Consider the following 12,629-nt stretch of genomic DNA (forward strand, 5'->3'; position numbering starts at 1 on the left):
GCTCCTGCACGCATGACAGGTCATGACGCCGACCCCCGCGATCTAGCATGGGGACGATGCGCATCTCAGCGAACCCTCTTCGCGGCCAGCAGTTCCCGGCCGTGCTGCTCCTCGTCGCGGCGGGGCTCGGCCTGCTGCTCGCCAATCTCCCGACGCATGACGCGCTCGCCGCGGTCCTCGACTTCCACATCGCGGTTCCTGGAACGTCGCTCGATCTCTCGATCGCGCACTGGGTGTCAGACGGACTGCTGGCCGTCTTCTTCCTGGTGGTGGCGATCGAACTGCGTCACGAGCTGACCCACGGCGAGCTCGATTCCCCGCGCAAGGCCGTGCAGCCGGCGATCGCAGCGGCCGGTGGCGTGCTCGCGCCCATCGCGGTCTACCTGCTGATCGCCGGCGACGGCGCGACGGCGACGGGCTGGCCGATCCCGACCGCCACCGACATCGCCTTCGCGCTCGGCGTCCTGGCGATGTTCGGCCGGGGCCTGCCCTCGACCGTTCGCGTCTTCCTCCTGGCGCTCGCGATCCTCGATGACATCATCGGCATCATCTTCATCGCCGTCCTGTTCGCCCATGACGTGCAGTGGGTGCTGCTCGCACTCGCCGTCGTCGGTGTCGTGTGCTTCTGGCTCCTCAGCAGGGCGCTGCACGCGAACGGTCACGTGCTGATCGCGGCGGCGATGGTCCTCGTCGGCATCATCACCTGGGGACTCGTCGCGGCATCCGGCATCCATGCCACGATCGCCGGCGTGCTCCTCGGCCTCGTGATGTCACCGGTCCCGGCGGGGCGAGCGCGCCACGCGCTCGAACCGACCGTGAACGGCGGGATCCTGCCGCTGTTCGCGTTCGTCGCCGCATTCGTGGTGATCCCGGCTCTTGCGCTGAGTGAGCTGTCGCCGGCGTTCTGGGCCATCGTCGTGGCGCTCCCCGTCGGCAAGATCGTCGGCATCTCGCTGTTCGGGTTCATCGCCATGCGCATCCGGCCGAGGGGTGCTGCGCCGGCGCTGCCGTTCCTCGACATCCTCGCGGCGGGGGCGCTCGGCGGCATCGGCTTCACCGTCTCGCTGCTGCTCGCGAACCTCGCCTTCACGTCGGATGCCGGGATCCGCGACCAGGCGATCCTCGGCGTGCTGGTCGGATCGCTCATCGCCCTCGTGCTCTCCGGCATCATCGTCTCGCTGCGCGCCCGGTGGTACCGTCGCCTCGCCGCAGCCGCATCCTGAGCATCCGATCGAGGAGGAATCGTGTCGTCGCAGTCTGAGAACGCCGGCCAGCAGGTCAGCCCCGGGACCGATCCGCTGCGCGATGCGGCCGAGACGATGCGGGCCGTGCGGGAGCGCTGCGTGTGGTCGCAGCGCATCACGCATCGCGACCTCGTGCCGTATCTGATCGAGGAGTCGCACGAGGTGATCGATGCCGTCGAGCACGGCACCCGTGCGGATCTGCGCGAGGAGCTCGGCGACCTGCTGTGGCAGGTGCTGTTCCATTCGGCGATCGCGGCGCAGGATCCGGACGACCCCTTCGACATCGACGACGTGGCGCAGACGCTGACCGAGAAGATGGTGCGACGGCATCCGCACGTCTTCGCCGGCGAGGTCGCCGAGACGCCCGAAGCGGTGCTCGTGCACTGGAATGCGGCGAAGGCGGCGGAGAAGCGCACCCGCAGCAGCGTGCTCGACGGCGTGCCGCGCGGGATGCCGGCGCTCGCGCTGGCGCAGAAGCTGGTCGGCAGGGCGGCAGGCGTCGTTCCGGTCGCGGAGGACACCCGTGTCGACGTTCCGACGTCGGAGGCGGAGCTCGGCGATGCGCTGCTCTCGCTCGTCGCCCTGGCCCGCGTCGAGGGCTGGGACGCCGAGCGCGCCCTGCGGGAGCGTCTGCGGACGCTCGAGGCGCAGGTGCGCGACGCCGAGGCCGCGCCCTGAACCACCGGCACGGTCGACCGGCCGGACCTGGAACAATGGACCCGTGGCTACTGTGAACCCGCCGCGCGGCATGCGCGACATCCTCCCCGCCGACAAGGCTCGCCGCGAGCGTGTGCTCGCCGTCATCCGTGAGCGCTACCTCGCACACGGCTTCGATGAGATCGAGACCCCCGTGCTCGAGGAGTACTCGCGTCTGCATGCCGGCATCGGCGGCGACAACGAGAAGCTCGCGTACAACGTGCTGCGCCGCGGGCTCGACGCCGACGCGATCCGAGCGGCCGCCGCCGACCCCGCAGCGCTCTCCGACCTGGGGCTCCGCTACGACCTCACCGTGCCGCTCGCCCGGTTCTACGCCAGCAACCGCGGCCAGCTGCCGACCGTGTTCCGGTCGATCCAGATCGGAGCCGTGTGGCGCGCGGAGCGCCCGCAGAAGGGCCGCTACCGCCAGTTCGTGCAGTGCGACATCGACATCATGGGCGACGACTCTGCGCGGGCTGAGGCCGAGTTGATGGTCGCCTCGCTCGACACGGTCGACGCGCTCGGACTCGAGGGCGCGACCGTGCGGATCAACGACCGACGTGCGCTCGACTGGATGCTCGACAGCTTCGGCTTCACGGCCGAGGAGCGTCCAGGCGTGCTCATCACGATCGACAAGCTCGACAAGATCGGGCCCGACGGGGTCGCGGCCGAACTGCGCGACCGCGCCGTCACTGCCCACGCGGTCGACGCCTTCGAGGCCTTCCTCCGCCGCCCGCAGACCATGGAGATCAACGCGTACGGCGAGCGGCAGATCCGCAAGGCGCTGCCCGATGGCGCACCGGACGAGATCGTCGACCACCTGGTCGGCATCGGTCAGGCCGTCGCGGCCGGACGCCCGTCGACGGGCTCGGCGATCGACGACATCCCGCTCGTGTTCGACCCGTTCCTGGTGCGCGGCATGGGCTACTACACCGGCACGATCTTCGAGCTCGCCCACCCTTCGGTCGACTACTCGCTCGGCGGCGGCGGACGCTACGACGGCATGATCGGACGCTTCCTCGGCCAGCAGGTGCCCGCGGTCGGCTTCTCGCTCGGCTTCGAGCGTCTGGTCGACCTCGTCACCGCGAACTCGGATGCCGGGGCCCAGGCGGTCGTGCTGGTCCACGACGCGGACGTGCCGGTGGTCGAGCTCGTCGCGCACAAGACCGCGCTGATCGCGACCGGCGCCCGTGTGCGGCTCGAACGGCGCACCAAGAACCTGAAGGCGCTGCTCGAGCGGGCTGCCGCCGACGGCTACACCGCCTTCGCGACGGTGCCGGTCGGAGCATCCGACCTGGAGATCAAGCCCCTGAGCTGAGTGCGCTGCCGGGTCCGACACCTCCGGGGCGCGCGACGTGCAGGAGATCCTGCGGGTTGCAGGAGCATCCGTCGGCGTGTCTCCCTGCATGCCGCACATCTCCCTGCAGATCGCGCGGATGCCGGAGACCGGATGACGGATGCCGTTCACGGCGCGTTCACGCGGACGCGATCGAATCGGGGCATGGGTCGAACGCGTCTCGTCGTCACCGGAGCGGTCGTCGCAGTGTCCGGGGTCCTGGTCGGCGGGCGGATGCTGCTGACGCGCCAGGCCGCGATCGCGCGCCGCAGGATCGGGAAGCCGCTCGGTGAGGACTCCCTCGACGCCGACCGGGTCTGGCGCCGCTCGTTCGACGGCGAGCCGATCGAGCTGCTGCTGCTCGGCGACTCGCTCGCCGCCGGCCTCGGTGCGGCGAAGCGCAAGGAGACGCTCGGCGGGCGCCTCGCCAAGGGCCTCGGACTCCGGATGCATCGACCGGTGCGTCTCCGAACGGCGGCGGTCGTCGGCTCCGAGTCGCCCGACCTCGACGGCCAGCTCGACGCGCTCCCTGACGACGCCCGTGTGCACGTCGCCGTGATCGTCGTGGGCGGCAACGATGTGACGCACCGCCTGCCGGTCGCGGTGTCCGCGAGTCACCTGAACACCGCGATCGCGCGTCTGCGGGAGCGCGGGGCCGAGGTCGTCGTCGGCACGTGTCCTGACCTCGGCGCGCTCCGCGCCGTCCCGCAGCCGCTGCGTCGACTCGCATCGAGTCTGTCCCGACGCCTGGCCGACGTGCAGGCCGAGACCGCACGGCATGCCGGCGCGGAACCGGTGGATCTCCGTCGTGCGATCGGTCCGCTGTTCTTCGACGAACCGGATGAGATGTTCAGCCTCGACCGGTTCCACCCGAGCGCGCTGGGCTACCGGCGGACGGCGGAGGCCCTGCTCCCGGCGGTGTGCCGTGCCGCCGACACGGCGCTCAGCTCGCGTCGTCCGTCGCAGCCGGCGTGAACGACGCCGCCCATTCGGCGACCCTCCGGGCGCTCTCCTCGTCCGAGAGGTCCTCGACGCGCGTCATGATCGACCAGCGCACGCCGAACGGATCCCGGATGCTGGCGTACCGGTCGCCGGAGACGAAGTGCGACGGCGCTTCGCGCACGGTCGATCCCGCCTCGACCGCTCGTGCCACGACTGCATCGACGTCTGCGACGTACAGCCCCATCGAGTAGCAGTCGTCGTCGCCTGCGGGGGAGGGCACGAGGTGATAGTCGGGGTTCGGATCACCGAGCTGCAGGAGGCCCTGGCCGAAGTCGAGGTCGGCGTGCGCCACGACGCCGCCGAACTCGGTCACGTCGACGACGCGGGCGCCGAAGACATCACGGTAGAACTCGATCGCTCGCGCTGCATCGGGGATCGCGAGGAACGGCGTCAGGGAGGTCGCGCTGTTCGGTCGTCCGTCGGTCGTGTGGGTGCCGGTCACGCCGGTCGTGGGGATGTCTTCGCTCATGTCCTCACGCTAGATCGGGACGGATGCCGAGGGCTTGAAGATCCGCGACAGCGGACCCCGATGATGACTGCGTGCCGATGTCCGCTGCGGATCGTACGCTGAGCGCATGGCGAACTCGACGGGCGGCGTGCTGTATCCGGCACGGCTGCCGCAGTTCCATCGGCTGCCGGCCGTCGGTCAGGTCGCCGAGCTCGTCGCCTGGTTCTGGATCCCCGAGTGGGACGTCGAACCCGGCCACACCTCACGGCAGGAGATCGTCGGATACCCGGCGCTCAATCTCGTGGTCGAGCAGGACGGAGTGACTCTGTCGGGGGCGACCACGCGCGCCTCGCATCGTGACCTGCGCGGGCACGGATGGGCCGTCGGCGCGCTGCTCCGACCAGCGGCTGTCGGCGCGCTGATCGACGACCCGGCGTCGCTGGTCGACCACATGCGCACGCTCGACGAGCCGGCGCTGCATGCCGAGGTCACGAGGGCGATGGCCACCGGCGAGGGACACCGCGACCGCGCCGTCTCGGTGTTCTCCCACTGGCTCGTCGACCGGGTCGGCGCGCCGACCGATGCCGCCCGCCTGGCGAATGCGATGGCCGAGGCGCTCGCCGGCGACGGCGGGGCGCTGACTCCAGCAGAGGCGGCGACGAGGCTGGCGGTGTCGGTCCGCACGCTGGAGCGCATGGCGCACCGCTCCGTCGGCATCTCGCCGGCGGCGATGATCCGCCGACGGCGTCTGCAGGATGCTGCGCAGCTGGTTCGCGACGATCCCGGCGCCGACCTGTCCACGATCGCAGCGGAGCTCGGGTACGCGGACCACGCGCATCTCACGCGGGACTTCCGGGCGGTGCTCGGTATCGCGCCGCGCACGTATCGCGCGGACGTCGAGGAGTGAGTCAGCCGTTCTGCACGCGCAGACGCACCATGCGATACCCGACTCCGAGCAGCACCACGACCGTCCCGACGACGGACGCGAGGATCGGCAGGGTGTTCACGAGCAGCAGGCAGCCGAGCGCGCCGACCACCTGCAGGGCGCGAGGGTACCGACGCGCGGCGCCCTGCTGTCGGAAGGCCGCGGCGTTCGCGATCAGGTAGTAGAGCAGCACCCCGAACGAGGAGAACCCGATCGCTTCGCGCAGGTCGGCCACGAGCACGATCGCGATCACGATCAGCGCGATCGCGATCTCCGCGCGCCGCGGCACCTGCCATCGCTCGTCGATCCTGGCGAGGAACGACGGCACGTCGCGTTCACGCGCCATCGCGAGGGTCGTGCGGCCGATCCCGGTGAGCAGCGCCAGGAGCGCGCCGAGCGAGGCGGCCGCGGCCGCCACGCGGACCACGGGTGTCAGCGCGTCCCACCCGGCTGCGGTGACGACGTCGGCGAGCGGAGCCGTGCTGGTCGCGGCATCCGCTCCGAGCACGAGCACGACGGTGATGCCGACGAACGTGTAGACCACGACCGCGCCACTCAGCGAGAGCACGATCGCCCGCGGGATCGTGCGGGCGGGGTCGACGACCTCTTCGCCCATCGTGGCGATGCGCGCGTAGCCGGCGAACGCGAAGAACAGCAGCCCTGCGCCCTGCAGTACTCCGTAGGCGGTCGCGTCGGGCAGGGGAGCCGATGCCACGGCCCCGGCGGCAGGCAGGCCGACCGTGACGACCAGCGCGAGACCGAGGAGCGAGCACACGACGAGGATGCGGGTCAGCAGCGCCGTACGCGTGACACCGAAGCAGTTCACGACGGCCAGCGCGGCGACCGCGACGACCGCGACGACGGGTTCCCACCCGGCCGGTGCCGCGTAGGCGGCGAACGTCATGGCCATGGCAGCGCAGCTCGCGATCTTGCCGATCACGAAGCACCACCCGGCGACGAACCCCCACCACGGACCGATCTCGGCACGAGCGTAGGCGTAGGTGCCGCCGGCCACCGGATGCGCTGCCGCGAGCTGCGCCGAGGCCGTGGCGTTGCAGTACGCGACGACTGCGGCGATACCGAGGGCGACGAGCACACCGCCGCCGGCGGCACCGATCGCCGGCGCCCAGACCGAGAACACGCCGGCACCGATCATCGCGCCCAGGCCGATCGCGATCGCGTCGCGCAGGGTCAGTCGGCGGGCCAGCGGCATTCCGTCATCGTGGCACGTGAAGGTGAACGACGGGTGGCGCGAGCTGCGATCAGGCGCGAGCCTCGGTGACGCGCCGCTTCTCGCGGATGTAGACCTCGCGGCGCACCTTCGCGACGACATCGCCCGCACGGTCGGTGATCACGGTCTCGAACCACTCGTGCACCTTGGCGCCCCCGTCGGCTCGATCCCGGAGCGCTGCCGCCTGCTCGGCCGACACATGGAATTCGGCGGTGAGCACGCCTCGCCCCGGCTTCACGAACTCGATCTCGCCGCGGGTGTCCCACACGACGTAGTCGCGACCGAGCTGATGCATCACCAGCATGAAGAAGTAGGGGTCGGTCATCGCCGACATCGAGCCGCCGAACGCCGTCTTGACGTAGTTGCGCGTGATGGCGTTCACGTGCAACTCGACCGTCGCGTGCGTCCAGTCCTCGCTGAAGCGTCGGATGCGGATGCCGCTGAAGAGGTTCGGGGCCCACAGGTTCATGCCGACCGCGAGTCGGCGGGGAGTGATGCGCATGTCGCCAGTGTCGCGGATCCGGGCGCGACCGCACACATGACTGGAGGTTGCCACAGTTGTTCTAGTAGTAATAGAATTACTAGTGAATACAAATTGGGAGGTGCGATGCTCATCCGAGTCGACGCCGACAGTCAGCGACCGCTGTACGACCAGGTCGCCGCATCCATCCGTGCAGATCTCCTCTCCGGAACCCTGAGGCCGGGCGACCGGCTCCCTCCGGCCCGTGAAGTCGCCGCGGCCTTGGACATCAATCAGCACACGGTGCTGCATGCCTACCAGCGGCTGCGCGACGAGGGTCTGGTGGATCTCCGTCGCGGGAGGGGAGCGGTCGTCGCGGCATCCGCCGCGCCCCTCTCCGAGCTCGCCGACGAGATCGCCGGTCTGGTGCGTCGCGCCGCCGGCCTCGGAGTCTCCGCCGACACGCTCGCCGCGATCGTGCAGTCGCATCGGGAAGAACGCCCGGTCTCGCCCGGCGCCGAGAACAACAAGGAGGTCGCATCATGACCACGCACGACATCACCCGCACACCGCCCGAGCTGCTGCGTCGCGCTCGTCGGCTCTTCGCAGTCGTCGCCATCGTCGTCCCGGTGATCCTCTCGGCCATCGGTGTCGCGGTGATCCTCGCCTGGCTGCCGACCCTGCCGGACTCCGTGGCGACGCGTTGGGGTGTGAGCGGCGCCGACGGCTTCGGTCCGCCGCTGATTTACGTCTGGCTCCTGCTGGGCGTGGGGCTGGTGCTGCCACTGCTCATGGCGCTCGCGACCCTCCGCGCCGTCGGAGTGCACTGGGGAGGCGCAGCTCGACTGATGGGCGCGCTCGCCGCAGGCCTCGCCGCGTTCGCGCTCGCGATGTGTCTCGGATCGCTCGCGATCCAGCGCGACCTCCTCGCCGGGGACGACGTGCCGGGCATCGGCGGGGTCATGGCGCTCTCGTTCTCCAGCCTCCTCGTCATCGCAGCGCTGGCATGGCTCGTGCAGCCGCGGGTGCGCGCCGAGCAGGGACGGGCGCTCGAACCACGCCATGCCGTGCATGTCGCCGAGGGAGAACGCGTCGTCTGGCTGGGGACCGCGTCGATCCCTCGTGCGGCGCTGGCCGCCATCGCGGCGCTCCTGATCGCGCTCGTCGCGCTCGCCGCCTTCATGCTCTGGAACGGAGTGCCGGGCGGGTGGATCGTCGCCATCACCGTGCTCGTCGTCGGAACGGCACTCGTGTCCGCCTCGGCTTTCCGCGTTCGCATCACCCCCGAGGGCTTCCAGGCGCACTCGTTGCTGGGCTGGCCTCGCGTCGTCATCCCGATGGCCGAGGTCGTCTCGGCGCGAGCCGTCGACATCTCCCCGTTCGGCGAGTTCGGCGGCTGGGGCTGGCGCATCGCGATCGACGGCCGCACCGGCATCATCATGCGTGGAGGCGCGGCCATCGAGGTGTCGCGCCTGGGGCGTCGACCATTCATCGTCACGATCGACGGTGCCGAGGAGGCATCCGCACTCCTGCAGGCGTATGTCGACCGATCCGCTGTCGAACCACGGACCGGAACCGAAGAATCCCGAGAGGACACTCCATGACCGACACGTTCGCCCCTGCCCCCCGCCGCGTCCCGTGGACCGCGGTCATCGCGTACACGGTGCTCGCCTGCGGACTCGCCTGGCTCGTGAGCCTGCCGCTGTGGCTCGGCGACGGCCTCGCCGAACCCGTCACCGGCGTGCTCCTGCCGATCATGATGTTCACGCCGGCGGTCGCGGCGATCGTGATCATGTTCGTGCTCGGCGTCCCGGCGAAGGGCGAGCGCGTCCGGTTCCTCGGCCTGTGGCCGCTGCGTCCGGCGAAGCGCGTGGTCTGGCTGCTGGTGCTCGCCTGGCTGGCACCGCCCGTGCTCGTCGCCCTCAGCGTGCTGGTGGCGGCCGCACTCGGGTTCGTGCAGCTCGACCTCGCGTTCTCCGGCTTCGCGGCGCAGCTCGAGACGCTGCTCCCCGAGGGCGTGCCGCTGCCCCCGATCGGCGTGCTCGTGGCGGCGCAGCTCGCGATGATCCCGGTCGGCGCGCTGATCAATGCGATCCCGGCGTTCGGCGAGGAGCTCGGCTGGCGCGGCTGGCTGCTGCCGGCGCTGCGACCGCTCGGCACCTGGCCCGCGCTGTTGCTCAGCGGTGCGATCTGGGGCTTCTGGCACAGTCCGGTCATCCTGCTCGGCTACAACTTCGGCCGCACCGACGTCACCGGCGTGCTGTTCATGATCGGCGGCTGCGTCGCCTGGGGCGTGTTGCTGGGCTGGCTGCGGCTGCGCTCGGCATCCGTGTGGCCGGCGGTGATCGCGCACGGCTCGCTGAACGCAGCGGGTGGCATGATCGTGATCTTCGCCGCGACCCAGCCCGACCTCGCCCTCGCGGGTCCGCTCGGGGTGGCGGCGTGGATCGTGATCGCCGTGGTCGTCGTCGTGCTCACGCTGACCGGCCAGTTCCGGCAGCAGCCCGAGCTCGCCGGCACCCAGGGACGGCTGCTCTCGGCGCCCCGTCCCTGACCACGCGAAGCACTTGACGCTCACCGGCGCCCGCGGTTGGCTGAGGCCATGGAATCCACGCCAGCAGCATGGTCGAATGCCGATGCCTATCTCGCCGACACGCTCGTCGGGCACGACCCTGCCCTCGAGCATGCCCTCGAGGCGCAGCGTGCGGCTGGTCTCCCCGAGATCGAGGTCGCGCCGGTCGGCGGCAAGCTGCTGAACCTGTTGGTGCGGATCAGCGGTGCGCGCAGGGTCCTCGAGATCGGCACGCTCGGTGGCTACTCGACGATCTGGCTCGCCAGGGCCGTCGGCCCCGATGGTCGTGTCGTCACGGTCGAGGCGGAGGCCGAGAACGCCGCGGTGGCGCGCGCGAGCATCGACGCCGCCGGCGTGGGCGACCGCGTCGAGATCCGCATCGGCAGGGGAGCAGACGTGCTGCCGACGCTGGTCGGCGGATTCGATCTGGTCTTCATCGACGCCGACAAGGAGTCGAACACGATCTACCTCGACTGGGCGGCGAAGCTCGGCCACCCGGGCACGGTGATCGTGCTCGACAACATCGGCCGCGAGGGCGAGATCGTGCGCGACGACTCGACGGACTCGAAGGTGAACGGCACGCGTGACGGACTGCGGATGCTGGGGGAGGACCCCCGCTTCGATGCCACCGCGCTGCAGACCGTCGGGGTCAAGGGCTGGGACGGCGTGGCGCTCGCACTCGTGGTGTGACGGCATCGGTCGAGGCACAGGACGCGAGCGGGCGGCGAGCTAGACTGGGCGCGGATCGACGACGCTCCACACACACCTTTCCCCTGAACAAGGAGCACATCAGTGGCACTGATCGAGGCTGTAGGCGCACGCGAGATTCTCGACTCGCGCGGAAACCCGACCGTTGAGGTGGAGGTGCTCCTCGACGATGGAATCGTCCAGCGCGCCGCCGTTCCCTCCGGGGCATCCACCGGCGCATTCGAGGCGTACGAGCTGCGTGACGGCGACAAGAGCCGCTACGGCGGCAAGGGTGTGCTGAAGGCCGTCGAGGCCGTCATCGACGAGCTCGGCCCGGCACTCGAGGGTGTCGAAGCCAGCGAGCAGCGCATCGTCGACGAGATCCTCAACGAGGTCGACGGCACCGAGAACAAGAAGCGCCTCGGCGCCAACGCGATCCTCGGCGTGAGCCTCGCGGTCGCCAAGGCCGCCGCCGACTCGGCAGACCTGCCGCTGTTCCGCTACCTGGGCGGCCCGAACGCGCACGTGCTGCCCGTTCCGCTGTTCAACGTCATCAACGGCGGCGAGCACGCCGACAACGGCATCGACATGCAGGAGTTCTTCCTCGCGCCCATCGGCGCGGAGACCTACTCCGAGGCGCTGCGCTGGGGCGTCGAGACGTACCACGTGCTGCGCGCCGAGCTGAAGGCCGCCGGCTACGCGACCGGCCTCGGCGACGAGGGCGGCTTCGCCCCCGACCTGCCCAGCAACCGCGAGGGACTCGACTTCCTCGTCAAGGCGATCGAGAAGGCCGGCTTCACGCCCGGCACCGACATCGCGCTCGGCCTCGACGTCGCAGCGACCGAGTTCTTCAAGGACGGCGTCTACCGCCTCGACAACAAGGACTGGGACGCGGAAGCACTCACCGAGTACTACGTGGGTCTGGTCAACGACTTCCCGATCGTCACGATCGAGGACGCACTCGCCGAGGACGACTGGGACAACTGGAAGCACCTCACCGACGTGCTGGGCTCCAAGGTGCAGCTGGTCGGCGACGACCTCTTCGTCACGAACCCGGAGCGCCTTGCCGAGGGCATCAAGCGCGGCGTCGCCAACTCGCTGCTCGTGAAGGTCAACCAGATCGGCACGCTCACCGAGACGTTCGACGCGGTCAGCCTGGCGCAGCGTTCGGGGTACACGGCGATGCTCTCGCACCGCTCCGGCGAGACCGAGGACACCACGATCGCCGATCTGGCCGTCGCGACCAACGCGGGTCAGATCAAGGCGGGTGCGCCTGCTCGCAGCGAGCGCGTCGCGAAGTACAATCAGCTTCTGCGCATCGAGGAAGAACTGGGCGATGCAGCGGTCTTCGCCGGTCGTTCGGCGTTCCCGCGCTCCCAGGCCTGAGCGCAGCTGAGACAGTAGGCGCCGCACCAGTGCGGCATGACGGAGGAGGAGCCGTGGCACGACGACCGGCTCCTCCTTCGGCGTCTCCTGGCGCATCGTTCTCTGAGGCCGCCAAGCCAGGGAAGCGCGCGAAGACGACGCGAACGCCGCGCCCGCGAGGCGCGCAGCGCGATGGCACGCCACGCGTCGACGTTCGCGAGTGGGCCTCCGGTATCCGCCTGTCCGCCTTCTCGGTGATCATGCTGTCGCTGGTGGTGCTCGGCGCCTGGGTGCTCGTGCCCACGCTCGGCACGTTCATCGACCAGCGCCAGAAGATCGCCGCGCTCGAAGCGTCGGTGCAGGTCAGCGAGACCGAGATCGCTGCGCTCGAGAAGGAGCGCGAACGCTGGCAGGACCCGGCGTACATCACGACGCAGGCGCGCGAGCGCCTCTACTACGTCAAGCCCGGCGAGGTGGTGTACCTGATCGACAACGATCTGGATGCCGCGGCGCTGCCGCGGGAGCAGGACCCGGTGAGCGACACCCTCGAGGAGAAGCCCTCCGACTGGATGCAGCAGCTGCTGCGCACGCTGACCTCGGCCGGACTGAGCGACACTGCCGCCGTCGTCCGCTGAGGGGCTGCGCGGAGCGGATTCCCGGTCT

At 70.3% G+C, this 12,629-nt stretch carries 14 protein-coding genes; 11 read left to right on the forward strand and 3 right to left on the reverse strand.

Annotated features, from left to right (window positions below; all coding sequences use genetic code 11):
* The first annotated feature begins 56 nt into the window (after window positions 1–56).
* The 4 genes from V7Z82_RS00100 to V7Z82_RS00115 all read left to right on the forward strand — a co-directional run bounded on the left by V7Z82_RS00100 (window position 57) and on the right by V7Z82_RS00115 (window position 4,251).
* Window positions 57–1,223, forward strand: coding sequence for a Na+/H+ antiporter NhaA (locus V7Z82_RS00100; RefSeq protein WP_334146692.1), 1,167 nt, complete (start codon window positions 57–59; stop codon window positions 1,221–1,223).
* Between the two features lie 96 nt (window positions 1,224–1,319).
* Window positions 1,320–1,922, forward strand: a complete 603-nt coding sequence (locus V7Z82_RS00105) for a MazG family protein (RefSeq protein WP_334148292.1) — start codon at window positions 1,320–1,322, stop codon at window positions 1,920–1,922.
* Window positions 1,923–1,992: 70 nt separating this feature from the next.
* A complete protein-coding gene (locus V7Z82_RS00110; protein WP_334148293.1) occupies window positions 1,993–3,258 on the forward strand; it encodes a histidine--tRNA ligase in 1,266 nt (421 codons plus the stop codon).
* Between the two features lie 183 nt (window positions 3,259–3,441).
* Entirely contained in the window at window positions 3,442–4,251 is an 810-nt protein-coding gene (locus V7Z82_RS00115; RefSeq protein WP_334146694.1) for an SGNH/GDSL hydrolase family protein, read from the forward strand.
* Here V7Z82_RS00115 and V7Z82_RS00120 read toward each other — a convergent pair.
* Complete coding sequence (locus V7Z82_RS00120; protein ID WP_334146696.1) at window positions 4,220–4,747, reverse strand: VOC family protein; 528 nt, start codon at window positions 4,745–4,747, stop codon at window positions 4,220–4,222. The two genes, V7Z82_RS00115 and V7Z82_RS00120, sit on opposite strands and share 32 nt — an antisense overlap.
* A 106-nt stretch (window positions 4,748–4,853) precedes the next feature.
* Here V7Z82_RS00120 and V7Z82_RS00125 point away from each other — a divergent pair, with 106 nt between their 5' ends.
* Window positions 4,854–5,633, forward strand: a complete 780-nt coding sequence (locus V7Z82_RS00125; protein ID WP_334146698.1) for an AraC family transcriptional regulator — start codon at window positions 4,854–4,856, stop codon at window positions 5,631–5,633.
* A 1-nt stretch (window position 5,634) separates the two neighbouring features.
* Here V7Z82_RS00125 and V7Z82_RS00130 read toward each other — a convergent pair whose 3' ends face one another.
* Together V7Z82_RS00130 and V7Z82_RS00135 are read right to left on the reverse strand one after the other, a co-directional pair.
* Window positions 5,635–6,864: an APC family permease gene (locus V7Z82_RS00130; protein WP_334146700.1), complete on the reverse strand. Its 1,230-nt coding sequence runs from the start codon at window positions 6,862–6,864 to the stop codon at window positions 5,635–5,637.
* A gap of 49 nt (window positions 6,865–6,913) precedes the next feature.
* The gene (locus V7Z82_RS00135; protein WP_334146702.1) at window positions 6,914–7,384 is read right to left on the reverse strand and encodes a DUF4442 domain-containing protein; all 471 of its coding nucleotides are present in this window, start codon (window positions 7,382–7,384) and stop codon (window positions 6,914–6,916) included.
* Window positions 7,385–7,489: 105 nt separating this feature from the next.
* Between V7Z82_RS00135 and V7Z82_RS00140 the strand changes: the two genes are divergently transcribed.
* The 6 genes from V7Z82_RS00140 to V7Z82_RS00165 all read left to right on the forward strand — a co-directional run bounded on the left by V7Z82_RS00140 (window position 7,490) and on the right by V7Z82_RS00165 (window position 12,601).
* Window positions 7,490–7,888 (forward strand): GntR family transcriptional regulator, encoded by a 399-nt coding sequence (locus V7Z82_RS00140; protein ID WP_334146704.1) that lies wholly within the window; start codon window positions 7,490–7,492, stop codon window positions 7,886–7,888.
* Window positions 7,885–8,946 (forward strand): DUF1648 domain-containing protein, encoded by a 1,062-nt coding sequence (locus tag V7Z82_RS00145; RefSeq protein WP_334146706.1) that lies wholly within the window; start codon window positions 7,885–7,887, stop codon window positions 8,944–8,946. The genes V7Z82_RS00140 and V7Z82_RS00145 overlap by 4 nt, the downstream gene beginning before the upstream one ends.
* Window positions 8,943–9,896 (forward strand): CPBP family intramembrane glutamic endopeptidase, encoded by a 954-nt coding sequence (locus V7Z82_RS00150; protein WP_334146710.1) that lies wholly within the window; start codon window positions 8,943–8,945, stop codon window positions 9,894–9,896. The genes V7Z82_RS00145 and V7Z82_RS00150 overlap by 4 nt, the downstream gene beginning before the upstream one ends.
* Before the next feature lie 48 nt (window positions 9,897–9,944).
* Window positions 9,945–10,604: an O-methyltransferase gene (locus V7Z82_RS00155; RefSeq protein ID WP_334146712.1), complete on the forward strand. Its 660-nt coding sequence runs from the start codon at window positions 9,945–9,947 to the stop codon at window positions 10,602–10,604.
* A 102-nt stretch (window positions 10,605–10,706) separates the two neighbouring features.
* Window positions 10,707–11,987, forward strand: coding sequence for a phosphopyruvate hydratase (gene eno / locus V7Z82_RS00160; RefSeq protein WP_334146714.1), 1,281 nt, complete (start codon window positions 10,707–10,709; stop codon window positions 11,985–11,987).
* Window positions 11,988–12,040: 53 nt separating this feature from the next.
* Window positions 12,041–12,601, forward strand: coding sequence for an FtsB family cell division protein (locus V7Z82_RS00165; RefSeq protein WP_334146717.1), 561 nt, complete (start codon window positions 12,041–12,043; stop codon window positions 12,599–12,601).
* Window positions 12,602–12,629: the final 28 nt, after the last annotated feature.

This window comes from Microbacterium sp. (assembly GCF_036823965.1).
Lineage (GTDB): Bacteria > Actinomycetota > Actinomycetes > Actinomycetales > Microbacteriaceae > Microbacterium.